Source organism: Sphingopyxis fribergensis (assembly GCF_000803645.1).
In the GTDB taxonomy this organism is placed as follows: domain Bacteria; phylum Pseudomonadota; class Alphaproteobacteria; order Sphingomonadales; family Sphingomonadaceae; genus Sphingopyxis; species Sphingopyxis fribergensis.
The window spans coordinates 4,407,293-4,427,942 of the sequence record NZ_CP009122.1 but is presented as its reverse complement, the minus strand read 5'-3'; the positions used below and the strand labels follow the sequence as shown (position 1 = coordinate 4,427,942).

Annotated in this window: 30 protein-coding genes; 3 read left to right on the top strand and 27 right to left on the bottom strand. The window is 63.1% G+C overall.

The features are described from left to right. The first annotated feature begins 8 nt into the window (after positions 1–8). The gene (locus tag SKP52_RS20815) at positions 9–2,273 is read left to right on the top strand and encodes an NADP-dependent malic enzyme (protein WP_039578328.1); all 2,265 of its coding nucleotides are present in this window, start codon (positions 9–11) and stop codon (positions 2,271–2,273) included. Between the two features lie 62 nt (positions 2,274–2,335). Here SKP52_RS20815 and SKP52_RS20810 read toward each other — a convergent pair whose 3' ends face one another. Then, entirely contained in the window at positions 2,336–2,818 is a 483-nt protein-coding gene (locus SKP52_RS20810; RefSeq protein ID WP_052208652.1) for an outer membrane protein assembly factor BamE, read from the bottom strand. 171 nt (positions 2,819–2,989) lie between these two features. Between SKP52_RS20810 and SKP52_RS20805 the strand changes: the two genes are divergently transcribed. Together SKP52_RS20805 and SKP52_RS20800 are read left to right on the top strand one after the other, a co-directional pair. Next, positions 2,990–3,520 (top strand): ubiquinol-cytochrome C chaperone family protein, encoded by a 531-nt coding sequence (locus SKP52_RS20805; protein WP_039578325.1) that lies wholly within the window; start codon positions 2,990–2,992, stop codon positions 3,518–3,520. Next, positions 3,517–4,044 (top strand): YceD family protein, encoded by a 528-nt coding sequence (locus tag SKP52_RS20800; protein WP_039578322.1) that lies wholly within the window; start codon positions 3,517–3,519, stop codon positions 4,042–4,044. The genes SKP52_RS20805 and SKP52_RS20800 overlap by 4 nt, the downstream gene beginning before the upstream one ends. Here SKP52_RS20800 and SKP52_RS20795 read toward each other — a convergent pair. From SKP52_RS20795 to fusA, 26 genes are all read right to left on the bottom strand, one after another. Next, positions 4,041–4,733 carry a hypothetical protein gene (locus tag SKP52_RS20795; protein WP_052208650.1) on the bottom strand — a complete coding sequence of 231 codons (693 nt, stop codon included), beginning with the start codon at positions 4,731–4,733 and terminating at the stop codon, positions 4,041–4,043. The two genes, SKP52_RS20800 and SKP52_RS20795, sit on opposite strands and share 4 nt — an antisense overlap. Positions 4,734–4,786: 53 nt before the next feature. Continuing rightward, positions 4,787–5,440, bottom strand: a complete 654-nt coding sequence (locus SKP52_RS20790) for an adenylate kinase (protein WP_187337269.1) — start codon at positions 5,438–5,440, stop codon at positions 4,787–4,789. 62 nt (positions 5,441–5,502) lie between these two features. Next, positions 5,503–6,876: a preprotein translocase subunit SecY gene (gene secY, locus SKP52_RS20785; protein WP_039578315.1), complete on the bottom strand. Its 1,374-nt coding sequence runs from the start codon at positions 6,874–6,876 to the stop codon at positions 5,503–5,505. Positions 6,877–7,141: 265 nt separating this feature from the next. Continuing rightward, the gene (rplO, locus tag SKP52_RS20780) at positions 7,142–7,669 is read right to left on the bottom strand and encodes a 50S ribosomal protein L15 (RefSeq protein ID WP_039578310.1); all 528 of its coding nucleotides are present in this window, start codon (positions 7,667–7,669) and stop codon (positions 7,142–7,144) included. 57 nt (positions 7,670–7,726) lie between these two features. After that, positions 7,727–7,912: a 50S ribosomal protein L30 gene (gene rpmD / locus SKP52_RS20775; protein ID WP_039578307.1), complete on the bottom strand. Its 186-nt coding sequence runs from the start codon at positions 7,910–7,912 to the stop codon at positions 7,727–7,729. 4 nt (positions 7,913–7,916) lie between these two features. Beyond that, the gene (gene rpsE / locus SKP52_RS20770; protein WP_039578304.1) at positions 7,917–8,615 is read right to left on the bottom strand and encodes a 30S ribosomal protein S5; all 699 of its coding nucleotides are present in this window, start codon (positions 8,613–8,615) and stop codon (positions 7,917–7,919) included. Positions 8,616–8,617: 2 nt separating this feature from the next. Further along, on the bottom strand, positions 8,618–8,971 hold the full coding sequence (gene rplR / locus SKP52_RS20765) for a 50S ribosomal protein L18 (protein WP_039578300.1): 354 nt from the start codon (positions 8,969–8,971) through the stop codon (positions 8,618–8,620). Positions 8,972–8,974: 3 nt separating this feature from the next. Then, on the bottom strand, positions 8,975–9,508 hold the full coding sequence (gene rplF, locus SKP52_RS20760) for a 50S ribosomal protein L6 (protein WP_039578297.1): 534 nt from the start codon (positions 9,506–9,508) through the stop codon (positions 8,975–8,977). Further along, positions 9,508–9,912, bottom strand: coding sequence for a 30S ribosomal protein S8 (gene rpsH / locus SKP52_RS20755; RefSeq protein WP_039578294.1), 405 nt, complete (start codon positions 9,910–9,912; stop codon positions 9,508–9,510). Before rpsH ends, rplF begins: the two co-directional genes overlap by 1 nt. Positions 9,913–9,924: 12 nt before the next feature. Continuing rightward, entirely contained in the window at positions 9,925–10,230 is a 306-nt protein-coding gene (gene rpsN / locus SKP52_RS20750) for a 30S ribosomal protein S14 (protein ID WP_039578292.1), read from the bottom strand. A gap of 50 nt (positions 10,231–10,280) precedes the next feature. Next, positions 10,281–10,859, bottom strand: a complete 579-nt coding sequence (rplE, locus tag SKP52_RS20745) for a 50S ribosomal protein L5 (protein ID WP_039578290.1) — start codon at positions 10,857–10,859, stop codon at positions 10,281–10,283. Continuing rightward, positions 10,852–11,172 carry a 50S ribosomal protein L24 gene (gene rplX / locus SKP52_RS20740; RefSeq protein ID WP_228383933.1) on the bottom strand — a complete coding sequence of 107 codons (321 nt, stop codon included), beginning with the start codon at positions 11,170–11,172 and terminating at the stop codon, positions 10,852–10,854. The genes rplE and rplX overlap by 8 nt, the downstream gene beginning before the upstream one ends. Beyond that, positions 11,172–11,540, bottom strand: coding sequence for a 50S ribosomal protein L14 (rplN, locus tag SKP52_RS20735; protein ID WP_011543078.1), 369 nt, complete (start codon positions 11,538–11,540; stop codon positions 11,172–11,174). The genes rplX and rplN overlap by 1 nt, the downstream gene beginning before the upstream one ends. A 60-nt stretch (positions 11,541–11,600) precedes the next feature. Further along, positions 11,601–11,870, bottom strand: a complete 270-nt coding sequence (gene rpsQ / locus SKP52_RS20730; RefSeq protein WP_039578283.1) for a 30S ribosomal protein S17 — start codon at positions 11,868–11,870, stop codon at positions 11,601–11,603. A gap of 11 nt (positions 11,871–11,881) precedes the next feature. Then, the gene (gene rpmC / locus SKP52_RS20725; protein ID WP_039578281.1) at positions 11,882–12,085 is read right to left on the bottom strand and encodes a 50S ribosomal protein L29; all 204 of its coding nucleotides are present in this window, start codon (positions 12,083–12,085) and stop codon (positions 11,882–11,884) included. A gap of 5 nt (positions 12,086–12,090) precedes the next feature. Beyond that, a complete protein-coding gene (rplP, locus tag SKP52_RS20720) occupies positions 12,091–12,522 on the bottom strand; it encodes a 50S ribosomal protein L16 (protein ID WP_037515653.1) in 432 nt (143 codons plus the stop codon). A gap of 11 nt (positions 12,523–12,533) precedes the next feature. Next, a complete protein-coding gene (gene rpsC, locus SKP52_RS20715; RefSeq protein ID WP_037515652.1) occupies positions 12,534–13,241 on the bottom strand; it encodes a 30S ribosomal protein S3 in 708 nt (235 codons plus the stop codon). A 1-nt stretch (position 13,242) separates the two neighbouring features. Then, entirely contained in the window at positions 13,243–13,623 is a 381-nt protein-coding gene (rplV, locus tag SKP52_RS20710; protein ID WP_037515650.1) for a 50S ribosomal protein L22, read from the bottom strand. After that, positions 13,623–13,898 carry a 30S ribosomal protein S19 gene (gene rpsS / locus SKP52_RS20705; RefSeq protein WP_039578279.1) on the bottom strand — a complete coding sequence of 92 codons (276 nt, stop codon included), beginning with the start codon at positions 13,896–13,898 and terminating at the stop codon, positions 13,623–13,625. The genes rplV and rpsS overlap by 1 nt, the downstream gene beginning before the upstream one ends. Positions 13,899–13,901: 3 nt before the next feature. Next, the gene (gene rplB / locus SKP52_RS20700) at positions 13,902–14,738 is read right to left on the bottom strand and encodes a 50S ribosomal protein L2 (protein ID WP_039578277.1); all 837 of its coding nucleotides are present in this window, start codon (positions 14,736–14,738) and stop codon (positions 13,902–13,904) included. A gap of 21 nt (positions 14,739–14,759) precedes the next feature. Then, entirely contained in the window at positions 14,760–15,068 is a 309-nt protein-coding gene (locus SKP52_RS20695) for a 50S ribosomal protein L23 (protein ID WP_037515644.1), read from the bottom strand. Then, positions 15,061–15,687: a 50S ribosomal protein L4 gene (rplD, locus tag SKP52_RS20690; RefSeq protein WP_039578275.1), complete on the bottom strand. Its 627-nt coding sequence runs from the start codon at positions 15,685–15,687 to the stop codon at positions 15,061–15,063. Before rplD ends, SKP52_RS20695 begins: the two co-directional genes overlap by 8 nt. 2 nt (positions 15,688–15,689) lie before the next feature. Next, positions 15,690–16,466, bottom strand: a complete 777-nt coding sequence (gene rplC / locus SKP52_RS20685) for a 50S ribosomal protein L3 (RefSeq protein ID WP_039581867.1) — start codon at positions 16,464–16,466, stop codon at positions 15,690–15,692. A gap of 297 nt (positions 16,467–16,763) precedes the next feature. Further along, complete coding sequence (gene rpsJ, locus SKP52_RS20680; RefSeq protein WP_003042199.1) at positions 16,764–17,075, bottom strand: 30S ribosomal protein S10; 312 nt, start codon at positions 17,073–17,075, stop codon at positions 16,764–16,766. A gap of 148 nt (positions 17,076–17,223) precedes the next feature. Further along, complete coding sequence (gene tuf / locus SKP52_RS20675; RefSeq protein WP_039578268.1) at positions 17,224–18,417, bottom strand: elongation factor Tu; 1,194 nt, start codon at positions 18,415–18,417, stop codon at positions 17,224–17,226. Positions 18,418–18,535: 118 nt separating this feature from the next. Next, positions 18,536–20,629, bottom strand: coding sequence for an elongation factor G (fusA, locus tag SKP52_RS20670; protein WP_039578265.1), 2,094 nt, complete (start codon positions 20,627–20,629; stop codon positions 18,536–18,538). Positions 20,630–20,650: the final 21 nt, after the last annotated feature.

The following is a 20,650-nucleotide window of genomic DNA, read 5'->3' as shown; positions in this document are numbered from 1 at the left end:
GATAAATGATGGACAGCGGCAGCAAGGTGCAATTTTCGGATCGCGAGGCCCTGCTTTACCACGAATATGGCCGACCAGGGAAAATCGAGATCGTCGCGTCGAAGCCGATGGCGACGCAGCGCGACCTGTCCCTCGCCTATTCACCCGGCGTCGCCGTGCCGGTGCTCGCAATCGCCGAGGATCCGGCCAAGGCCTATGATTATACGATCAAGGGCAATCTGGTCGCGGTGATCTCGAACGGCACCGCGATTCTCGGCCTTGGCAATCTCGGCGCGCTCGCCTCGAAGCCGGTGATGGAAGGCAAGGCGGTGCTGTTCAAGCGTTTCGCCGACGTCGATTCGATCGACCTTGAGGTCGACACCGAAGATCCCCAGCGTTTCATCGAAGCGGTCGAACTGCTGGCGCCGAGCTTTGGCGGCATCAACCTGGAAGATATTGCGGCGCCCAATTGCTTCATCATCGAAGCGGCGCTGAAGGAACGCATGAACATTCCGGTGTTCCATGACGATCAGCACGGCACCGCGATCATCACCGCCGCGGGTCTGATCAACGCCTGTTACCTGACGGGCCGCGACCTGGCGACGGTGAAGGTCGTCGTCAACGGCGCCGGCGCCGCGGCGATCGCATGCACCGCGCTGATCAAGGCGATGGGCGTCGCCCATGAAAATGTCATTATGTGCGACCGCAAGGGCACGATCTATCAGGGCCGCACCGACGGCATGGACCAGTGGAAGTCGGCGCATGCGGTGCCGACCGAAGCCCGCGACCTGACCGAGGCGCTCGTCGGCGCCGACGTGTTCCTCGGCCTGTCGGCCGCGGGCGCGCTGAAGCCCGAGATGGTGAAGCATATGGCGCCCGCGCCGATCATCTTCGCTATGGCGAATCCCGATCCCGAAATCTCGCCGCCCGACGCCCGCGCGGCGCGCCCCGACGCGATCATCGCGACCGGCCGCTCGGACTATCCGAACCAGGTCAACAACGTGCTCTGCTTCCCCTTCATCTTTCGCGGCGCGCTCGACGTTCATGCGACCGCGATCAACGAAGAGATGAAGATCGCGGCGGCTTATGCGATCGCCGACCTCGCGCGCCAGCAGGTGCCCGAGGAAGTCGCCGCGGCCTACGGCGGCCGCGCGTCGAGCTTCGGTCCCGAATATATCATCCCCTCGCCCTTCGACCCGCGCCTGATGGAAATCGTGCCGGCAGCGGTCGCCAAGGCGGCCATGGACACGGGCGTTGCGCAAAAGCCGATCGCGGATCTCGACGAGTATCGCACCCGGCTCCGCGCCCGGCTCAACCCGACGACTTCGGTCCTCACGCTCGCCTATGAAGCCGCGCGCAACAATCCGAAGCGCGTCGTCTTTGCCGAGGGCGAGGAAGAAACCGTGCTGCGCGCCGCGATCCAGTTCCGCGACGGCGGTTATGGCACCCCGGTGCTCGTCGGGCGCGAGGGGCTGCACGACAAGCTCCGCGCGATGGGCGTCGCCGATCCCGAAAGCTATGAGGTGCACAACAGCGTCAATTCGCCGCATGTGCCGCAGATGGTCGAGATGCTTTACGAACGGCTGCAGCGCCGCGGGTATCTGCGCCGCGATGTAGAACGCATGGTCAACCGCGATCGCAATATCTTCGGCTCGCTGCTGCTCAAGATGGGGCTCGGTGATGCGATGATCACCGGGACGACGCGTACCTATTCGCAGTCGATGCGCGAAATCCGCCGCGTGATCGACCATGCCGAGGGCAAGACCCCGTTCGGTATTCACGTCCTCGTCGACCAGCATCACACGATCTTCATGGCCGACACGACGGTCAACGAGCGCCCGACCGCCGAGATGCTCGCCGATATCGCCGAACGCACCGCACAGGTCGCGCGGCGCATGGGCCACGAACCGCGCGTCGCTTTCCTGTCCTATTCGACCTTCGGCAACCCCGAGGGAAGCTGGCTCGATAATATCCGCGAGGCGGTGGCAATCCTCGACCAGCGCCAGCCCGCGTTCGAATATGAAGGCGAAATGGCGCCCGATGTCGCGCTGAATGCCAAGGTGATGAAAAACTACCCCTTCTGCCGCCTGTCGGGGCCCGCGAATGTGCTGATCATGCCGGGTCTGCAGTCGGCGAACCTGTCGGCGAAGCTGCTGCGCGAACTCGGCGGCGGCGCGGTGATCGGCCCGATGCTCGTCGGCATGGAAAATCCGGTGCAGGTCGCGACGATGGCGTCGACCGCGTCGGACCTCGTCACTCTCGCCGTGCTCGCGGCGGGCGGAATCGCACAATAAAAGAAAAAGCGGCGGTGCCCCGGGGCGCCGCCGCTTTACTGACTTTGTCGTTGCCTTCGGGCTTATTGCCCCGGAGCACCCGCACCTGGCGCACCCACCGCGCCGATGTTGCCGAAGATATCTTCGAAGAAGCTACGTTGACGGCCGAGCGTCGGCGTCTTGTCGCCTTCGGGGCTGAGCCGGCTGACCAGCTCGAGCCCGGTGCGGTCGACCGCAGCGACGTTGCCGGCTGGGTCGAAGCGGACACGCAGCACCTGCTGATCGACCGGACGCGGCTTCGCAAAGGCGAGCTGGCGCGTTTCGCGCGACACATAATAATATTCATTGTTGCTGAACTGGCCGACGAAGGTCGGGCGGCCGAGCGTCTTTTCGACCGATTCGCGGTTGTCGACGCCGGGCGTGATCGCCTCGGTCAGCAGCGGGTCGACGACATAGCCCTGCCGGCCCTTCAGCTGCGCGCAGCCGCTGACGGTCAGCGCGACGGCGAGGCCGAGCACGACGAGGCGCGCGCGCGGGGCAGGACGTAAAAGGATCGAATTCGGCATCAAATATCTCCGTTGCGCCGGTCCGCCGCTTATCCGGGCGGTCGGCGCTGGCTCTCGCGCCTCTTAACCGCAAGCGGACAGCGCGCACAAGCCGCTTGTGGCGCAGTAAAGCTTGCCACAAGCTGACCGGCGGCTCTTTTCCGGCGGCCCGAATGCGCCTAAGCAGCTGCCATGTTCTCACTTCGCAAACTCTTTAAATCCGACCCCGATCCGCGCGAGGCGCGCCGCCCGCTATGGAATGCCGTCGTCGCCACCGCGCGCGCGCCGCACTGGTATGCGCAGGGCACCGTTCCCGACACGCTCGACGGACGGTTCGATATGGTCAGTCTTGTTACGGCGCTGGTGCTGCACCGCATCGACGACGAGCCGGCACACGGGCTCGCGGGCGTCCAGCTCACCGAATTGTTCGTGAACGACATGGACGGCCAGATGCGCCAGATCGGCTTTGGCGACATGGTGGTCGGCAAGCAGGTCGGGCGGATGATGAGCGCGCTCGGCGGGCGGCTCGGCGCCTATCGCGCCACCGACGGATCGGACGAATTGCGTAGCGCGCTGATCCGCAACCTGTGGCGCGGGCAAGAGCCCGGCAAACCAGGGCTCGCGCATGTGATGACCGAAGTTTCCGCGCTGCGCGCGGCCCTCTCCGCGACCCCGGTGGCAGATCTGATCGCCGCCGACCGCCTGGGCGGAGCAGGGCATTGAGCGATCCCGAATTCTCGCTGATCGTCACGCTGGCCGACGCCGCGCATGGCCGCACCCTGTCGGTCGAGGCCGATGCCGAGGCCCGCGCCCAGATCGCCGAGCGGCTGGCATTGGTCGCGCTCGACTGCTTTTTTATCACCGGCGAAGTGCGCGCGATCGCCGGCGGCATCGGCGCGAAGGGCGAGGTGCAAGCCAAGGTGGTGCAGGCGTGCGCCGCGACCGACCTGCCCGTCCCCGCGACGATCGCCGAGCCATTCGACCTGCGTTTCCTGCGCGATGTCGACGCGCCGGTCAGCGAGGATGAAGAGATCGAGATCGGCAGCGACGAACTCGATTTGCTGCCGCTCGAGGGCGACCGCGTCGACCTTGGCGAAGCGGCGGTGCAGACGCTCTCGCTCGCGCTCGATCCCTTCCCGCGTCATCCCGACGCGGACCGCATCCTCGCCGAAAAAGGCGTGCTCAGCGAAGAGGCTGCGGGGCCATTCGCTGCGCTCGCCAAGCTGCGCGGCAAACCCGACGCCTAGCGACCTTCGGGTGCGGGCTTAGCCTCTTCCTCGACCAGGTCGGCGACGGCGGCATCAAGGCCAGGCTCATCCTTCACGGGCGGTGTTTCGGCCTTCGGCTCGTCCTTGCCCTCGCCCGCCGCCTTTTCGTCGCGCGTCGGCGGCAGCGCGCCGCCGAGCGCATTGGCGAGCCCGAGCAATTGCTCGCCGATCACCTTGTCGACCGCGGGTGCGATGTCGGCAACCTTGAAGCGCATATAGCCGCCGACGACATAGTCGAAGCGCAGCGCGCTGCCCATCGGGGTTTCCTTGATCTGGATCGTCAGCGTGCCCGTCAGCGCCTCGCCTTGCAGCGGTCCGAAAGCGCCCGAGAGGCGAAGCATCTGGCCCGGTTTTGAAAAGAGGACGCGCGCGTGCTGGACGCTGCCGACGCCTCCGCCCGTATCGGGCAGTTTCTCGCAGAAACAACCGCCCGCCTGCGAATCGAGCCAGAAGTTCGCGGCGTCCCCCGACCAGCTATGATCTTTCGACCACCAGCTTTCGGGCATACGAAGCATCTTCCACGCATCGGCAGGGGTCGCGGCGACCTGCCCCGTGTGCGCGACGGTGAAGCCGGCGTCGCTTTGGTCGACGACCTTGGCGTTTGCGACCGGCGCGAAAGCCAGCGCGCCGATCATCGCCGCGCCCGCAAAATGTCTGGAAATTGCCATCACCCTGTCCCCCTTGGCGCCTCAATAACCGGTGCCGGGAGGACTGGCTAGCCTCAGCCCGCGAGGATCGTTTCGATCGCGTCGTTGACCTCATCGATCGGCGCCATGCCATCGACATGCGTCACGATGCCGCGCGCTTCATAGATCGGCAGGATCGGCGCGGTCTTGGCGCGATATTCGGCCATGCGCGTGCGCACCGTTTCTTCATTGTCGTCGGGACGGCGCTTGAACTCGTGGTTGCCGCAGACGTCGCAGGTGTTTTCGACCTTGGGCAGCTTGTAGCGGTCGTGATAACCCGCCCCGCATTTGGCACAGCTGAAGCGGCCGGTGATGCGGTCGACGAGCGCATCTTCCTCGACCTGCAGCTCGATTACATGGTCGAGCTTACGCCCGCGCGCCGACAAGATGCCGTCGAGCGCTTCGGCCTGTGCCGCCGTGCGCGGATAGCCATCGAAGATCACCGAGACGTCGTTGCCGAGCTGGTCGAGCCGTTCGCCGATCAGACCCGAGACGATCTCGTCCGAAACGAGTTCGCCCGCGTCCATGACGGCTTTCGCCTGCAGCCCGATCGGAGTCCCCGCCTTGACTGCCGCACGGAGCATGTCGCCGGTCGAGAGCTGGACCATGCCATGCTCTTCTTCCAGGCGCACTGCCTGCGTTCCCTTGCCCGCACCCGGCGGACCCAGCAAAATGATATTCAGCGTCATGGAGGCCCCTGTTTCCTGCACGTTGCCCTATTCGTGTGGCGCGGATGGACGTAGCGGGCGCTTTAGCGCCGCGCAACGCCCCCCTTCAATTTCGCCTTCTTGATGAGGTCGCCATATTGATGCGCGAGCATGTGGCTCTGGATCTGGCTGATCGTGTCGATCGTCACGTTGACGATGATCAGCAGGCTGGTGCCGCCGAGCTGGAACGGCAGGCCCGATCCGGCGATGAAATATTCGGGGATCAGACAGATCGCCGCCAGATAGGCCGCACCGATCACGGTGATGCGCGTCAGCACATGGTCGAGATAGGCGGCGGTGTTCTTGCCCGGGCGGATGCCGGGGATGAAGCCGTTCTGGCGCTTCAGATTGTCGGCGGTTTCTTCGGGATTGAAGACGACCGCGACGTAGAAGAAGCAGAAGAAGATGATGCCCGCGGCATAAAGCGCCATATAGAGCGGCTGGCCGTGCGCGAGATACTGGTTGAGCGTGATAAGGAAGTCGCCGGTCGCGGTGTCGCCTTGGACATTCTGACCCATCATTTGCGTGACGGTCAGCGGCATCAGCAGCAGCGACGAGGCGAAGATCGGCGGGATTACGCCTGCGGTGTTGACCTTCAGGGGCAGGTGGCTGCGGTCGGCCTGCATCACGCCGCGCTGAGTGGCGCGCTTTGGATATTGGACGAGGACGCGGCGCTGTGCGCGTTCCATGAAGCTGATAAAGGCGATGACGACGATCGCGCCGCCGACGACCGCGAGGATCGTGCCGCCGCCCATCGAGCCTTCGCGCACCTGCGTGAACATCTGGGCAAAGCTGCGCGGCAGCTGCGCCAAAATGCCCGCCATGATGATCAGCGAAACGCCGTTGCCTATGCCGCGGCTGGTGATCTGTTCGCCGAGCCACATCAGGAAGAGCGTTCCGCCGACGATGCTGATCACGGCGCCGATGCGGAACATCATGCCGGGGTCGACGACCGCCGCGATGCCCTGCGTCGCGCCGAGCGATTCAAGCCCAACGGCGATGAAATAACCCTGTATCGCGGTCAGACCGACGGTGCCGTAACGGGTATATTGATTGAGTTTCTTGCGCCCGCTTTCGCCCTCTTTCTTGAGTGCGGCGAGGCTGGGCGACAAAGCCGACGCCAGCTGCACGACGATCGACGCCGTAATATAGGGCATCACCCCGAGCGCGATGATGCTCATGCGCTCCAGGCTGCCGCCCGAGAAAGTGTTGAAGATGTCGAGGACGCCGCCCGACGCGGCCTGGCTGTAGAGCGACGCCAGCGCAACGGGGTCGACCCCCGGCAGCGGCACGAACGACAGAAAACGGAAGACGATCAGGGCGCCGATTGTGAACCAGATGCGGTTCTTGAGTTCGGTCGCCTGGCCGAACTTTGAAAAGTTCAGGTTGGAAGCAAGCTGGTCGGCGCGAGAGGCCATGGTGATCTTTCCTCGAGTGGCGGACCGCGCCCCCGCGACCCGGCGCCTATGTGCGTTCGCATGGGTCGAAGCGCAAGGGGAAAGGCCCATTTACAGATGCGGCGGTTGCAGGCCCCATCTATCCGTTCGCATCGAGCGAAGTCGAGATGCCCCTCGACCCTATGCTGTTCCGATGGGTGTCTCGACTTCGCTCGACACGAACGGGAAATATCGGTCTTCAAATAACAAAGGGCGGTTCGTGCTCCGAACCACCCTTTGCCGAAAATCAGGCGTTCTTGGCGGCCGCTTCGGCCTTGCGCTTGGCTTTCTTGCCTTCGCCTTCGGCCTTGGGCTCGGGCAGTTCGACCTTGCCACCGGCCTTTTCGACCGCTTCGATCGCGCCCTTCGACGCGCCGGCAACGGCAAAGGTCACCTTCGCGGTGAGTTCGCCCTTGGCGAGAAGGCGAACGCCGTCTTTGCCGCCGCGCGCCAGGCCAACGGCCTTGAGCGCTGCGTGATCGATCGTCGCCTTCGCATCGAGCTTCTTCGCGTCGATCAGCTTCTGGACCATGCCCAGGTTCACGATCGCGAAATCCTTACCGAAGATGTTGTTGAAGCCGCGCTTCGGGATGCGCATGTGAAGCGGCATCTGGCCGCCTTCGAAGCCGTTGATCGCGACACCGCTGCGGGCTTTCTGGCCCTTCTGGCCGCGGCCGGCGGTCTTGCCCTTGCCCGAACCGATGCCGCGTCCGACGCGCATACGGCCCTTGCGGGCGCCATTATTGTCACGAAGTTCGTTAAGCTTGATCGTCATTTTGCACTCGCTTTCGCTTTTGTCGCGCTAATAGGATTCGGGAAAGTACCGAGGGGTTTAGCCCTCGATGACTTTCACCATGTGGGGAAGCTTGCGGATCATGCCGCGCACTTCCGGGGTGTCGACCAGTTCGACCTCGCGGTGCATCTTGCCCAGGCCGAGGCCGGTCAGGATGGCACGCTGGCCTTTGGGACGACGGATCGGCGAACCGATCTGGCGGATCTTGATCTTCTTGTCAGCCATCGTCTTACTCCGTCACCGCCGCGGCTTCCGCCTCGGCTGCGCGGTCGGATGCACCGCCACGCTTGATCAGGTCCGAAACCTTCTTGCCGCGACGCTGCGCGACCGACTTCGGGCTGGTCTGTTCGCCGAGCGCCTCGAAGGTCGCACGGATCATGTTGTAGGGGTTCGAGGTGCCGACCGACTTGGTCACCACGTCGGCAACGCCCAGCGATTCGAACACGGCGCGCATCGGGCCACCGGCGATGATGCCGGTACCGGCGGGTGCCGAACGCAGCGTTACATTGCCCGCACCGAACACACCGCGACCGTCATGGTGCAGCGTGCGGCCATCGCGCAGCGGAACGCGGATCATCGCCTTCTTTGCAGCCGCGGTCGCCTTCGAAATGGCTTCGGGCACTTCGCGCGCCTTGCCATGACCGAAACCGGCGCGGCCCTTGCCGTCACCGACGACGACGAGCGCGGCGAAACCGAAGCGCTTGCCGCCCTTCACGGTCTTTGAGACGCGGTTGATGTGGACGAGCTTTTCGATCAGCTCTTCGCCGCCCTCATCGTCGCGCGGGCGACGATCGTCGCGGCGGCCACGGCCACCGTCACGACCGCCACGGCTACCATCGCGGCCGCCGCCACGGCCGCGGCGCGGAGCCTGGCCATCGGTGGGGGCTGCTTCGGGAGCGCCTTCGACGTTCTGTACTTCGTCTGCCATGATTAGAACTCCAATCCGCCTTCGCGAGCCGCGTCGGCCAGCGCCTTGATGCGCCCGTGGAACAGGAAACCGCCGCGGTCGAAGACGACCTGCGTCACGCCGGCCTTCTTAGCGGCAGCGGCGAGGCGCTTGCCAACGTCAGCCGCAGCTGCCGTGGTTGCGCCGGTCTTGCCGCGGACATCCTTGTCCAGCGTCGACGCCGAAGCGAGCGTTTGCCCGGCAGCGTCATCGATGAGCTGTGCATAGATGTGGCGGCCCGAACGGTGCACCGACAGGCGGGCGCGGCCACCCGAGCGCTGACGGAGGGCTGTACGGACGCGCTGACGGCGTTTTTGGAAAGGGGTAAGATGTGCCATGGCTTACTTCTTCTTGCCTTCTTTGCGGAAGATGTACTCGCCGCGATATTTGATGCCCTTGCCCTTATAGGGTTCGGGCTTACGCCAACGGCGGATTTCCGCCGCGACCTGGCCGACTTGCTGCTTGTCGATGCCGCTGATCTCGATCGTCGTGTTGTCCGGCGTCTTGATCTCGATGCCTTCGGGCACCGCGAAATCGACATCGTGGCTGTAGCCGAGCTGCAGCTTCAGAGTCTTGCCCTGCGAGTTGGCACGATAGCCGACACCGGTGATCTCGAGGACCTTGGTGAAGCCTTCGGTGACACCCGTGATCAGGTTCTGCACCAGCGTCCGCTGCATGCCCCAGAAGGCGCGAGCTTCGCGGGTCGTGTTCGCGGGCTGGACCGAGATGCTGCCTTCGGCGACTTCATAATTGATGAGGTCGGAAAGCGGCATCGCGAGCGTGCCCTTGGGGCCCTTGACCGACAGCTGGCCGCCGTCGATCGCGGCGGTGACGCCGCTGGGAATGCCCACTGCCTTTTTACCAATGCGCGACATCAGAACACCTCCGCCAGCACTTCGCCGCCGACATTATGTTCGCGTGCTTCGGCGTCCGAGAGAACGCCGCGCGGGGTCGACACGATGGTGATACCCAGGCCGTTGCGCACGATCGGAAGTTCTTTCGAACCCGAATAGACGCGGCGACCGGGCTTCGAAACGCGCGCCACATGGCGGATCGCCGGCTGCCCTTCGAAATATTTCAGTTCGATGCGGATGCCCTTGTGCTGGCCCTTGGCACCCAGCGCTTCTTCGCTGTAGCCGCGGATATAGCCTTCGCGCTGGAGAACATCGAGAACGCGGACGCGCAGCGTCGAAGCCGGCGTCAGGACGCTGTCCTTCTTCGCCGTCTGGCCGTTGCGGATGCGGGTGAGCATATCACCCAGGGGATCGGTCATTGCCATCTTGTCAGTCCCTTACCAGCTCGATTTCACAACACCGGGGATCAGGCCCTTGTTGGCCAGATCGCGGAGCTGGATACGGCACAGCCGGAATTTGCGATAATAAGCGCGCGGGCGCCCGGTCAGCTCGCACCGATTACGGATGCGGGTCGGGTTACCATTGCGCGGGATTTCCGCCATCTTGAGGCGCGCGATCAGACGCTCGCCATCATCGAGCGAGGTGTCCGCTGCAATCGCCTTCAGCTTCGCATAACGGCCGGCGTACTTCTTCACCAGCTGCTTGCGACGCTCGTTCTTGTTCATCGAACTCAGTTTCGCCATGACTTAAGTTCTCTTTCCTTCTTGAAAGAGCCTGCCTGGTCCCAAAGGGATCAGGCGGCTTCCTTTTCCTGCGCTTCGATCGGGAAGGGGAAGCCGAACAGCTTGAGCAGTTCGCGGGCTTCTTCGTCCGTACGGGCGGTGGTGGTGACGATCACGTCCATGCCGCGCACCTGGTCGATGCGGTCATAGTTGATCTCGGGGAAGATGATCTGCTCTTTCAGGCCCATGGCATAGTTGCCACGGCCGTCGAAGCTCGTCGCCGACACGCCGCGAAAGTCGCGGATGCGCGGCATTGCGATCGTGATCAGGCGATCGAGGAATTCGTACATGCGTTCGCGGCGCAGGGTGACCTTGCAGCCGATCGGCATGCCTTCGCGCAGCTTGAACTGTGCGATCGACTTCTTGGCCTTGGTCACGACGGGCTTCTGCCCCGCGATCAATTCCATTTCCTCGGCGGCCTTCTCGACCTTCTTCTTGTCCTGCGTGGCTTCGCCGACGCCCATGTTGAGCGTGATCTTTTCGATCTTCGGCACTTCCATCGCATTTTTGTAACCGAATTTCTCGGTCATCGCCTTGACGATCACATCGTCGTAGCGCTTGCGCATGCGCGGGGTGTAATTGTCAGCCATTGAGCGTCTCCCCGGACTTCACGGCCACGCGGACCTTCTTGCCGTCCTTGGTTTCAAAACGAACGCGCGTCGGCTTGCCGGTCTTGGGATCGGCAATCGCAACCTTGCTCGCGTACAGCGGCGCTTCCTTGCGTTCCAGGCCACCCTGCGGGTTGGTCTGGCTCGGCTTGCGGTGGCGCGTGATGACATTGACGCCAGCGACGACGACCTTGCCGTCTTTCGGCAGGCTCTGCGTCACTTCACCGGTCTTGCCCTTGTCCTTGCCGGACAGGATGACAACCGTGTCGCCCTTCTTGATCTTGTTCGCCATGATCAGAGCACCTCCGGCGCCAGGCTGATGATCTTCATATAGCCACGGCCGCGCAGTTCGCGGACGACGGGGCCGAAGATACGGGTGCCGATCGGCTCCTCATTCTTGTTGACGAGCACGGCGGCGTTGCTGTCGAAACGGATGACCGAGCCATCGGCGCGGCGCACGTCCTTGGCAGTGCGAACGATAACGGCGCGATGCACGTCACCCTTCTTCACCTTGCCGCGCGGCTGAGCTTCCTTGATCGACACGACGATCACGTCGCCTACGCCGGCGGTGCGACGCTTCGACCCGCCGAGCACCTTGATGCACTGGACGCGCTTGGCACCGCTGTTGTCAGCGACTTCCAATTGTGACTGCATCTGAATCATCGATGCATTTCCTTCTTTTTTGGCCTACCGGGATGCCCCGGCGGTTCCGTGAAACTCAGCTTAGGCGTCAGCAGCCGTCTTGGGCTTGCTGTGGGTGTCGACCTTGTCGAGCACCTTCCACGTCTTCAGCTTCGAAATCGGCTTCGTTTCCTCGATGCGGACGGTTTCGCCAGCCTTGATGGCGTTGTCCTCATCGTGGGCATGATACTTCTTCGAACGACGGATGATCTTGCCGTACAGAGGGTGCTTCACCTTCCGTTCGACCTTCACCACAACGGTCTTGTCGCCCTTGTCGGACACCACCGTACCGGTCAGAATGCGCTTCGGCATCGATAGTCTCCTTACTTCGCGGCCGAGCGCGTGCGCTCGGTCTGCTGCGTCTTGATGCGGGCGATCGAGCGCCGCACTTCCTTGACGCGCGACGCTTTTTCAAGCTGGCCGGTGGCCGCCTGGAAACGGAGGTTGAACGCCTCGCGCTTCAGTTCGCCAAGCTGTTCGGCGAGCTGGTCGTCGGTCTTGGCCTTGAAATCTTCGGTCTTGGACATGGCCCTTAACCCTCCAGATGCGAGGTGTCGCCGAGACGGGCAATCACCTTCGTCTTGATCGGCAGCTTCATCGCGGCGCGTTCGAACGCCAGCGCGGCCACGGGGCCGGGAACGCCGTCGAGTTCGAACAGGATGCGACCCGGCTTCACGCGAGCGGCCCAGAATTCCGGCGAACCCTTGCCCTTACCCATACGGACTTCGGCAGGCTTCGACGACACGGGGACGTCGGGGAAGATACGGATCCACAAACGGCCCTGACGCTTGATCGCACGGCTGATCGCACGGCGAGCCGCTTCGATCTGACGCGCGGTGATGCGCTCGGGTTCCATCGCCTTCAGCCCGTAGGAGCCGAAGTTCAGGCTGGTTCCGCCCTTGGCGTTGCCATGGATGCGGCCCTTGAAAGCCTTACGGAACTTGGTTTTTTTCGGTTGCAGCATGTCAGCAGTCCTTAGCGGCGATCTTCACGAGCCGGACGGACGCCGGTCGTCTGTGCATCGAGCATCAGACGGTCGGTCGCCATCGGGTCGTGGCCGAGAATCTCGCCCTTGAAGATCCACACCTTGATCCCGCACACGCCATAAGCGGTGTGAGCGGTCGATTCGGCATAGTCGACGTTGGCGCGCAGCGTGTGAAGCGGCACCCGGCCTTCGCGGTACCATTCGGTACGTGCGATTTCCGCGCCGCCGAGACGGCCGGCGCAGTTGATGCGGATGCCTTCGGCGCCCAGACGCATCGCCGACTGAACCGCACGCTTCATGGCGCGACGGAACGCGACGCGGCGTTCGAGCTGATCGGCAATGCCCTGGCCGACGAGCTTGGCGTCGACTTCGGGCTTGCGGATTTCGACGATGTTCAGCGACACGTCGCTGCCCGTCAGTTCACCGAGCTTCTTGCGCAGCTTTTCGATGTCCGCGCCCTTCTTGCCGATGATGACGCCCGGACGGGCGGCATAGATCGACACGCGGCACAGCTTGGCCGGACGTTCGATCACGACCTTCGAGATCGCGGCCTGCGGCAGGTTCTTGAACACATATTGGCGGATCTTCAGATCCTCGACCAGCATGCGGCCATAGTCCTGGCCTTCGGCGAACCAGCGGCTGTCCCAGGTGCGGTTGACCTGCAGGCGCAGGCCGATCGGATTGCTCTTCTGGCCCATCTTACGCCTCTTCTTCCTGTTCGCGCACGACAATGCGGATGCGGCTGAACGGCTTGACGATCCGGGTCGACTTGCCGCGGCCGCGTGCGTGCCAGCGCTTCATCGAGATCGACTTGCCAACGCTCGCTTCCTTGATGACGAGCGCATCAACGTCGAGATTGTGGTTGTTTTCCGCGTTGGCGACCGCGCTGGCGAGAACCTTGCGCACGTCGACAGCCATCGCCTTCTTCGAGAAGGTGAGGATGTTCATCGCGTCTTCGACCTTGCGGCCGCGGATCAGCGCGGCGACGAGGTTCAGCTTCTGCGCCGAACCGCGAATCTGCGTGCCGACCGAGAGTGCCTCGTTATCCGCAACGCGGCGGGGGGACTTTTCCTTGCCCATTAGCGTTTGCCCTTCTTGTCGGCAGCGTGCCCGGGGAAGAAGCGCGTCGGCGCAAATTCACCCAGCTTCATGCCGACCATGTCTTCGTTCACCGACACCGGCACGAACTTGCGGCCGTTGTAGACGTTGAAGGTCAGCCCCACGAACTGCGGCAGGATGGTGGACCGGCGCGACCAGGTTTTGATAGGCGCATTGCTGCTGCCTTCCTGGGCCGTTTCGGCTTTCTTGAGCAGATGGAGGTCCACGAAAGGACCCTTCCAGACCGAGCGAGCCATGGCTTACCTCTTCTTCTTCGCGTGACGCGACCGGATGATCATCTTGTCGGTCGACTTGTTGTGGCGCGTACGCGCACCCTTCGTCGGCTTGCCCCACGGGGTCACCGGGTGACGGCCGCCCGAGGTACGGCCTTCGCCGCCGCCATGCGGGTGATCGACCGGGTTCTTTGCAACACCGCGCGTCAGCGGGCGTTTGCCGAGCCAGCGATTGCGGCCGGCCTTGCCCAGGTTGGTGTTCTGGTTGTCGGGGTTCGACACCGCACCGACCGTGCCCATGCACTCGCCGCGAATGTAACGCTGCTCGCCGGAACCGAGACGCACGATGACGAGACCGCGGTCACGGCCGACGACCTGGGCATAGGTGCCGGCCGAACGGGCGATCTGGCCACCCTTGCCCGGCTTCATCTCAATATTGTGGACGATCGTGCCGACCGGCATCTGCGACAATTCCATCGCATTGCCCGGCTTCACGTCGGTCTTCTTGCCGGCGACGACGGTGTCGCCAACGGCCAGACGCTGCGGCGCCAGGATGTAGGTCTGCTCACCGTCTTCATATTTGACGAGCGCGATGAACGCCGTGCGGTTGGGGTCATATTCCAGACGCTCGACGGTAGCCGGCATGTCCCACTTGCGACGCTTGAAGTCGATGAAGCGGTACTTCTGCTTGTGGCCACCAGCGATGCCGCGCGAGGTCACATGACCCTTGTTGTTGCGGCCACCGGTTTTGTTCTTGCCTTCGGTCAGCGCCTTGACGGGCTTGCCCTTCCACAGCGACGACTTGTCGACGAGGATCAGGCCGCGCTGCGCGGGGCTGGTCGGATTATAGGATTTAAGTGCCATTTTCTCTGCCTCTTCCTACAATCAGACGCCGGTCGTGACGTCGATCGTCTGGCCTTCGGCCAGGCGAACGATCGCCTTCTTCACGTCGCTGCGGGTGTAGGGCTTGCCCTTCCAGCGCTTGGTCTTGCCCTTGGTGATCAGCGTATTGACGCTTAGAACCTTGACATCGAACAGCGCCTCGACGGCGGCCTTGATGGCGGGCTTGGTTGCGTCGTTCGCAACCTTGAACACCACTGCGTCATTTTCGCTGAGCAGCGTCGACTTTTCGGTGATCACCGGAGCGAGGATCACGTCATAGTGACGCGCGTCGACTGTTTTTGCCTTAGCCATTGAAGCGTGCCTCCAGCTTTTCGAGGCCGGCGCGGGTCAGGACCAGCGTATCGGCGCGCAAAATGTCATAGACGTTGGCACCCATCGCCGGCATCGCGTCGATACCGATCAGGTTGGCCGACGCCATGGCGAAGCTTTCGTGCACTGCATCACCATCGATGAAAAGTGCGCGATTGCCGAGTTCGAGCTTGCCGAGCTGGCCGGCGAGCGCCTTGGTCTTGGCGTCCTTGAGCTCGAGCGTGTCGAGAACGAGGATCTTGCCGCCCTTCGCCTTGTCGCTCAGCGCCATTTTGAGGCCGAGCGTGCGGATCTTCTTGTTCAGCGAGTGGCCGAAGGTGCGGGCACGCGGACCATGCGCCTTGCCGCCGCCGATGAAGATCGGGGCTGCGCGATCGCCGTGACGCGCGGTACCGCCGCCCTTCTGGCGACCGAATTTCTTGCCGGTGCGCGACACGTCGCTGCGTTCGCGGGCGGCGCGAGCCGGGCCACGACGCTTTTCGAGCTGCCAGCTGACGACGCGATGGAGAATGTCGGCACGCGGATCGACGCCGAACACATCGTCGTTAAGATCGATGTCCGCGCCGGCCTTGCCGTCGATGGTGTGAACCTTGACCTTCATGATCAGGACTCCTGTGCGCCGTCGGTGGTGGCAGTGTCGACCACGGTTTCTTCAACCGGGGTTTCCACAGACGCATCAGCCGGGGCTTCTTGATTGGCGTTCGCTGCGCTCTTGATGCCCGCAGGATAGGGGGCCTCAGGGTGGCGCGGCAGCTTGACCGCATCGCGGACCATCAGCCAGCCGCCCTTCGACCCAGGGACCGAGCCCTTGACGAAGATGAGGCCGCGCTCGACGTCGGTGCGAACGATTTCGAGATTCTGCTGGGTGCGGTTGCGCGCGCCCATGTGGCCGGCCATCTTCTTGTTCTTGAAGACGCGGCCCGGATCCTGACGGTTGCCCGTCGAACCATGAGCACGGTGGCTGATCGAAACGCCGTGGGTTGCGCGCATACCGCCGAAACCCCAGCGCTTCATCGCACCGGCAAAGCCCTTACCTTGGGTCACGCCCTGGATGTCGACAATCTGGCCGGCGACGAAATGGTCGGCCGACAGTTCCGCGCCGACGTCGAGCGTCGCGTCGTCAGCGACGCGGAATTCGACGACCTTCGCCTTGGGTTCGACTTCGGCCTTGCCGAAAGCGCCGCGCTGCGGCTTCGCAACATTCTTCGCCTTCGCCGAGCCGGCACCGAGCTGAACGGCCACATAGCCGTCACGTTCTTGTTCGCGCACAGAAATGACCTGACAGCCTTCGAGGCTCAGGACGGTGACGGGCACGTGGCGGCCGTCGTCCTGAAACAGGCGGGTCATCCCCATTTTCTTCGCGATCACGCCAGTCCGCATGATCATACTCCTCAACAGAGGCCGGGCGGACCATTCCGCACGGCTTGCGGGAAGCCATCAAGCAAAGCCCGACGACTACCCTCCCAGCCCAGAATTTCGATGCATCGCCCCGTCCGGGCTGAGGTGCCGCCTTCCCGAAGGAGAAGCGGCGAGACGGGGGACGCAGCCCGGTTTGAATGTTTCCGAAGAAACGGCCGGCGGTATCCACCCTATCGTCGGTCCGGATCGCGCCGGACAATGCAGTCACCGAAGTGTCCTGCCGATAGAGACCCCCGCTTATCCGGGGGCTGCGTTGGCTTACGCCAACTTGATCTCAACATTGACGCCCGCGGCGAGGTCGAGCTTCATCAGCGCGTCGACCGTCTGCGGGGTGGGCTGCACGATGTCGAGCAGCCGCTTGTGGGTACGCACCTCGAACTGCTCGCGCGACTTTTTGTCGACATGCGGGCCGCGGTTCACGGTGAATTTTTCAATACGCGTCGGAAGCGGGATCGGGCCGCGAATAAGCGCTCCGGTACGACGTGCCGTGTCGGCAATGTCGGTGGTGGCCTGATCGAGCACGCGGTGATCAAAGGCCTTCAGGCGAATGCGAATATTCTGCGTTTCCATGACTGTTCCAGTCGAATCCCGTCTAACGATGCGAAAGAGCCGAAATGGCCTGTTCCGGCTCCCTAGTGGAAGCCGGCTCGGCCATTAAAATTCTTAAAGCTACGAGCCGCCCGAATCACTTCCGAATCGAGCGGCTCGCGGCCCTATATTACTTTGTGACCGTCGCCACAACCCCTGCGCCGACCGTGCGGCCACCTTCGCGAATTGCGAAGCGCAGACCCGGGTCCATGGCGATCGGGGCGATCAGCTTGACCGACAGCTGGACGTTGTCGCCCGGCATGACCATCTCGGTGCCCTCGGGGAGGATAACCTCACCGGTAACGTCGGTGGTGCGGAAATAGAACTGCGGACGATAGTTCGCAAAGAACGGCGTGTGACGGCCGCCTTCATCCTTCGACAGGACATACACTTCCGAGGTGAACTCGGTGTGCGGCGTGATCGAGCCGGGCTTTGCCAGAACCTGGCCACGCTCGACTTCTTCACGGCCGACGCCGCGGATCAGCGCGCCGACGTTGTCGCCAGCCTGGCCCTGGTCGAGCAGCTTGCGGAACATTTCGACGCCGGTCACGACGGTCTTCTTGGTGTCCTTGATGCCGACGATTTCGACTTCTTCACCAACCTTGACGACGCCGGTTTCGATACGGCCGGTGACGACGGTACCGCGACCCGAGATCGAGAACACGTCTTCGATCGGCATCAGGAAGGGCTTGTCGAGCGGACGTTCCGGCTGCGGGATCCACGCGTCGACGGCAGCCATCAGCTTCAGGATCGCATCCTTGCCGATGGCGTCGTCGCGACCTTCGAGGGCGGCGAGAGCCGAACCCGGAATGATCGGGATATTGTCGCCGTCGAAGTCGCGCTTCGACAGTTCTTCGCGGATTTCGAGCTCAACGAGCTCGAGCAGTTCGGGATCGTCCAGCTGGTCGACCTTGTTGAGGAAGACGACCATGGTCGGAACGCCGACCTGCTTCGCGAGCAGGATGTGCTCCTTGGTCTGCGGCATCGGGCCGTCAGCGGCCGACACAACGAGGATCGCGCCGTCCATCTGGGCGGCACCGGTGATCATGTTCTTCACATAGTCGGCGTGTCCCGGGCAATCGACGTGCGCATAGTGACGGCCGTCGGTTTCATATTCGACGTGTGCGGTCGAAATCGTGATGCCGCGCTCGCGCTCTTCGGGAGCCTTGTCGATGTTCGCGAAGTCGACGGCGGCGTTGCCGGCGACGTTTTCGGCGAGCACCTTGGTGATCGCTGCGGTCAGCGAGGTCTTGCCATGGTCGACGTGACCGATGGTGCCGATGTTGCAGTGCGGCTTCGTCCGCTCAAATTTAGCCTTGGCCATGATTTAACAACCTTCTTGTTCAATGTTTGCGTTGATCAGTCCTGGACGAGCCTGCTGAATCAGGCGCCGCCCTTAGAGGGTCTTGCCGCGCGGTGCAAGCCCGCGCGGTTTTGACCCATCAGGCCATCTTGGCCTTCACTTCTTCGGCGACGTTGGTCGGCACTTCTTCATAATGCGAGAATTGCATCGAGTAGCTGGCGCGACCCTGGCTGAAGCTGCGCAGCTGATTCACATAGCCGAACATGTTTGCCAGCGGAACGATCGCCTCGACGACCTGGGCGATGCCCCGGCTGTCGGTGCCCTGAATCTGCCCGCGACGGCTGTTAAGGTCGCCGATCACGTCGCCCATGAACTCCTCAGGGGTAACGACTTCGACCTTCATCACCGGCTCGAGCAGCTTGATGCCGGCCTTTGCCGCCACTTCGCGCATCGCCGCCCGGCCCGCGATTTCGAACGCCAGCGCCGACGAGTCGACGTCGTGGTACGCGCCGTCCGTGAGCTTGATTTCGAAGTCGATGATCGGAAAGCCGATCATGTGACCGTTTTCGGCCGACTCGCGCATGCCCTTTTCGACCGACGGGATATATTCACGCGGAATGTTACCGCCCTTGATCTCGTCGATGAAAGTGATGCCCGCGCCGCGTTCGCCCGGAGCGACGCTGACCTTGACGCGGCCGAACTGGCCCGAGCCGCCCGACTGCTTCTTGTGGGTATAGTCGACGTCGACAGCCTTTGCGAGCGATTCGCGGTACGCCACCTGCGGCGCGCCAACGTTCGCTTCGACCTTGAACTCGCGCTTCATGCGATCGACGAGGATGTCGAGGTGAAGCTCGCCCATGCCCTTGATGATCGTCTGGCCCGATTCATGGTCGGTCGACACGCGGAACGAGGGATCCTCGGCGGCCAGACGATTGAGCGCGATGCCCATACGTTCCTGGTCGGCCTTGGTCTTCGGTTCCACCGAAAGCTCGATCACGGGCTCGGGGAATTCCATCCGCTCGAGGATGATCGGCGCGTTAGTGGCGCAGAGCGTATCCCCGGTGGTGGTTTCCTTGAGGCCCGCGAGCGCAACGATGTCGCCCGCATAGGCTTCTTCGATGTCTTCGCGGCTGTTCGCATGCATCAGCAGCATGCGGCCAACCTTTTCCTTCTTGTCCTTCACCGAGTTCAGGTACGTGCCCTTGTTCAGGGTACCCGAATATATGCGGGCGAAGGTGAGCGAGCCGACGAACGGGTCGTTCATGATCTTGAACGCCAGCAGCGACAGCGGCGCATCGTCGGCCGGCGGACGCGAATCGGGGGTTTCGCCGTCGAGCTTGAGACCCTGGACGTCGGGAATGTCGAGCGGCGAAGGCAGATAGTCGACAACCGCGTCGAGCAGCGTCTGAACGCCCTTGTTCTTGAACGCCGAGCCACAGAGGACCGGAACGAACGCCTGTGCCAGCGTGCCCTTGCGGATCAGCTTCTTGAGCGTGGCGACGTCGGGAACGGTGCCTTCGAGATAGGCTTCCATCGCGTCGTCGTCCTGTTCGACGGCGAGCTCTACGAGCTTTTCGCGATATTCGGCCGCCTTGTCGGCGAGATCCGCGGGGATTTCCTCATAGAAGAATTCCGCGCCGAGGCTTTCGTCCTTCCAGATGATCGCGCGCTCGTTGACGAGGTCGACCAGCCCCTTGAAGTCGCCTTCGGCGCCGATGGGCAGATAAAGGACGGCCGGGGTCGCGCCAAGGCGATCGATGATCGTCTGGACGCAATAATAGAAGTCGGCGCCGGTGCGGTCGAGCTTGTTGACGAAGCACATGCGCGGAACTTTATACTTGTCGGCCTGGCGCCACACGGTTTCAGACTGCGGCTCAACGCCCGCAACGCCGTCAAACGCGGTGATCGCACCGTCGAGCACGCGCAGCGAACGTTCGACTTCGATCGTGAAGTCGACGTGTCCGGGGGTGTCGATGATGTTCAGGCGATGCTCCGGGCCCTGGCCTTCTTCGGCCTTCCACAAGCAGGTCGTCGCGGCGGACGTGATCGTGATGCCGCGTTCCTGTTCCTGCTCCATCCAGTCCATCGTCGCGGCGCCGTCATGGACTTCGCCGATCTTGTAGGACTTGCCGGTGTAATAGAGAATGCGCTCGGTCGTCGTGGTCTTGCCGGCGTCAATGTGCGCCATGATACCGAAATTGCGATAGCGTTCGAGCGGATGGCTGCGTGCCATGGTCTTTTCCTTGGATGTGGG

Excerpts from the sequence above, each read along its gene's own strand:
- rpsS (WP_039578279.1), bottom strand. The coding sequence starts at position 13,898 with ATGGCTCGCTCGGTCTGGAAGGGTCCTTTCGTGGACCTCCATCTGCTC.
- secY (WP_039578315.1), bottom strand. The coding sequence starts at position 6,876 with ATGGCCTCTCGCGCCGACCAGCTTGCTTCCAACCTGAACTTTTCAAAG.
- SKP52_RS20815 (WP_039578328.1), top strand. The coding sequence starts at position 9 with ATGGACAGCGGCAGCAAGGTGCAATTTTCGGATCGCGAGGCCCTGCTT.
- fusA (WP_039578265.1), bottom strand. The coding sequence starts at position 20,629 with ATGGCACGCAGCCATCCGCTCGAACGCTATCGCAATTTCGGTATCATG.
- SKP52_RS20695 (WP_037515644.1), bottom strand. The coding sequence starts at position 15,068 with ATGGCTAAGGCAAAAACAGTCGACGCGCGTCACTATGACGTGATCCTC.
- SKP52_RS20790 (WP_187337269.1), bottom strand. The coding sequence starts at position 5,440 with ATGACGCTGAATATCATTTTGCTGGGTCCGCCGGGTGCGGGCAAGGGA.
- SKP52_RS20795 (WP_052208650.1), bottom strand. The coding sequence starts at position 4,733 with ATGGCAATTTCCAGACATTTTGCGGGCGCGGCGATGATCGGCGCGCTG.
- rpmD (WP_039578307.1), bottom strand. The coding sequence starts at position 7,912 with ATGGCTGACAAGAAGATCAAGATCCGCCAGATCGGTTCGCCGATCCGT.
- rpsQ (WP_039578283.1), bottom strand. The coding sequence starts at position 11,870 with ATGCCGAAGCGCATTCTGACCGGTACGGTGGTGTCCGACAAGGGCGAC.
- rpsC (WP_037515652.1), bottom strand. The coding sequence starts at position 13,241 with ATGGGCCAGAAGAGCAATCCGATCGGCCTGCGCCTGCAGGTCAACCGC.
- rplB (WP_039578277.1), bottom strand. The coding sequence starts at position 14,738 with ATGGCACTTAAATCCTATAATCCGACCAGCCCCGCGCAGCGCGGCCTG.
- tuf (WP_039578268.1), bottom strand. The coding sequence starts at position 18,417 with ATGGCCAAGGCTAAATTTGAGCGGACGAAGCCGCACTGCAACATCGGC.
- SKP52_RS20805 (WP_039578325.1), top strand. The coding sequence starts at position 2,990 with ATGTTCTCACTTCGCAAACTCTTTAAATCCGACCCCGATCCGCGCGAG.
- rpsE (WP_039578304.1), bottom strand. The coding sequence starts at position 8,615 with ATGGCAGACGAAGTACAGAACGTCGAAGGCGCTCCCGAAGCAGCCCCC.
- rplE (WP_039578290.1), bottom strand. The coding sequence starts at position 10,859 with ATGGCTGACAATTACACCCCGCGCATGCGCAAGCGCTACGACGATGTG.
- rplD (WP_039578275.1), bottom strand. The coding sequence starts at position 15,687 with ATGAAGGTCAAGGTTCACACCATCGACGGCAAGGCCGGCGCGGACATC.
- rplR (WP_039578300.1), bottom strand. The coding sequence starts at position 8,971 with ATGGCACATCTTACCCCTTTCCAAAAACGCCGTCAGCGCGTCCGTACA.
- rplP (WP_037515653.1), bottom strand. The coding sequence starts at position 12,522 with ATGCTGCAACCGAAAAAAACCAAGTTCCGTAAGGCTTTCAAGGGCCGC.
- rplO (WP_039578310.1), bottom strand. The coding sequence starts at position 7,669 with ATGACGATCAAGCTTAACGAACTTCGTGACAATAATGGCGCCCGCAAG.
- rplV (WP_037515650.1), bottom strand. The coding sequence starts at position 13,623 with ATGGGCAAGGAAAAGTCCCCCCGCCGCGTTGCGGATAACGAGGCACTC.
- rpsJ (WP_003042199.1), bottom strand. The coding sequence starts at position 17,075 with ATGGAAACGCAGAATATTCGCATTCGCCTGAAGGCCTTTGATCACCGC.
- rplN (WP_011543078.1), bottom strand. The coding sequence starts at position 11,540 with ATGATTCAGATGCAGTCACAATTGGAAGTCGCTGACAACAGCGGTGCC.
- rplF (WP_039578297.1), bottom strand. The coding sequence starts at position 9,508 with ATGTCGCGCATTGGTAAAAAGGCAGTGGGCATTCCCAGCGGCGTCACC.
- rpsN (WP_039578292.1), bottom strand. The coding sequence starts at position 10,230 with ATGGCGAAACTGAGTTCGATGAACAAGAACGAGCGTCGCAAGCAGCTG.
- rpsH (WP_039578294.1), bottom strand. The coding sequence starts at position 9,912 with ATGGCAATGACCGATCCCCTGGGTGATATGCTCACCCGCATCCGCAAC.
- SKP52_RS20810 (WP_052208652.1), bottom strand. The coding sequence starts at position 2,818 with ATGCCGAATTCGATCCTTTTACGTCCTGCCCCGCGCGCGCGCCTCGTC.
- rplC (WP_039581867.1), bottom strand. The coding sequence starts at position 16,466 with ATGCGGACTGGCGTGATCGCGAAGAAAATGGGGATGACCCGCCTGTTT.
- rpmC (WP_039578281.1), bottom strand. The coding sequence starts at position 12,085 with ATGTCCAAGACCGAAGATTTCAAGGCCAAGACCGACGACCAGCTCGCC.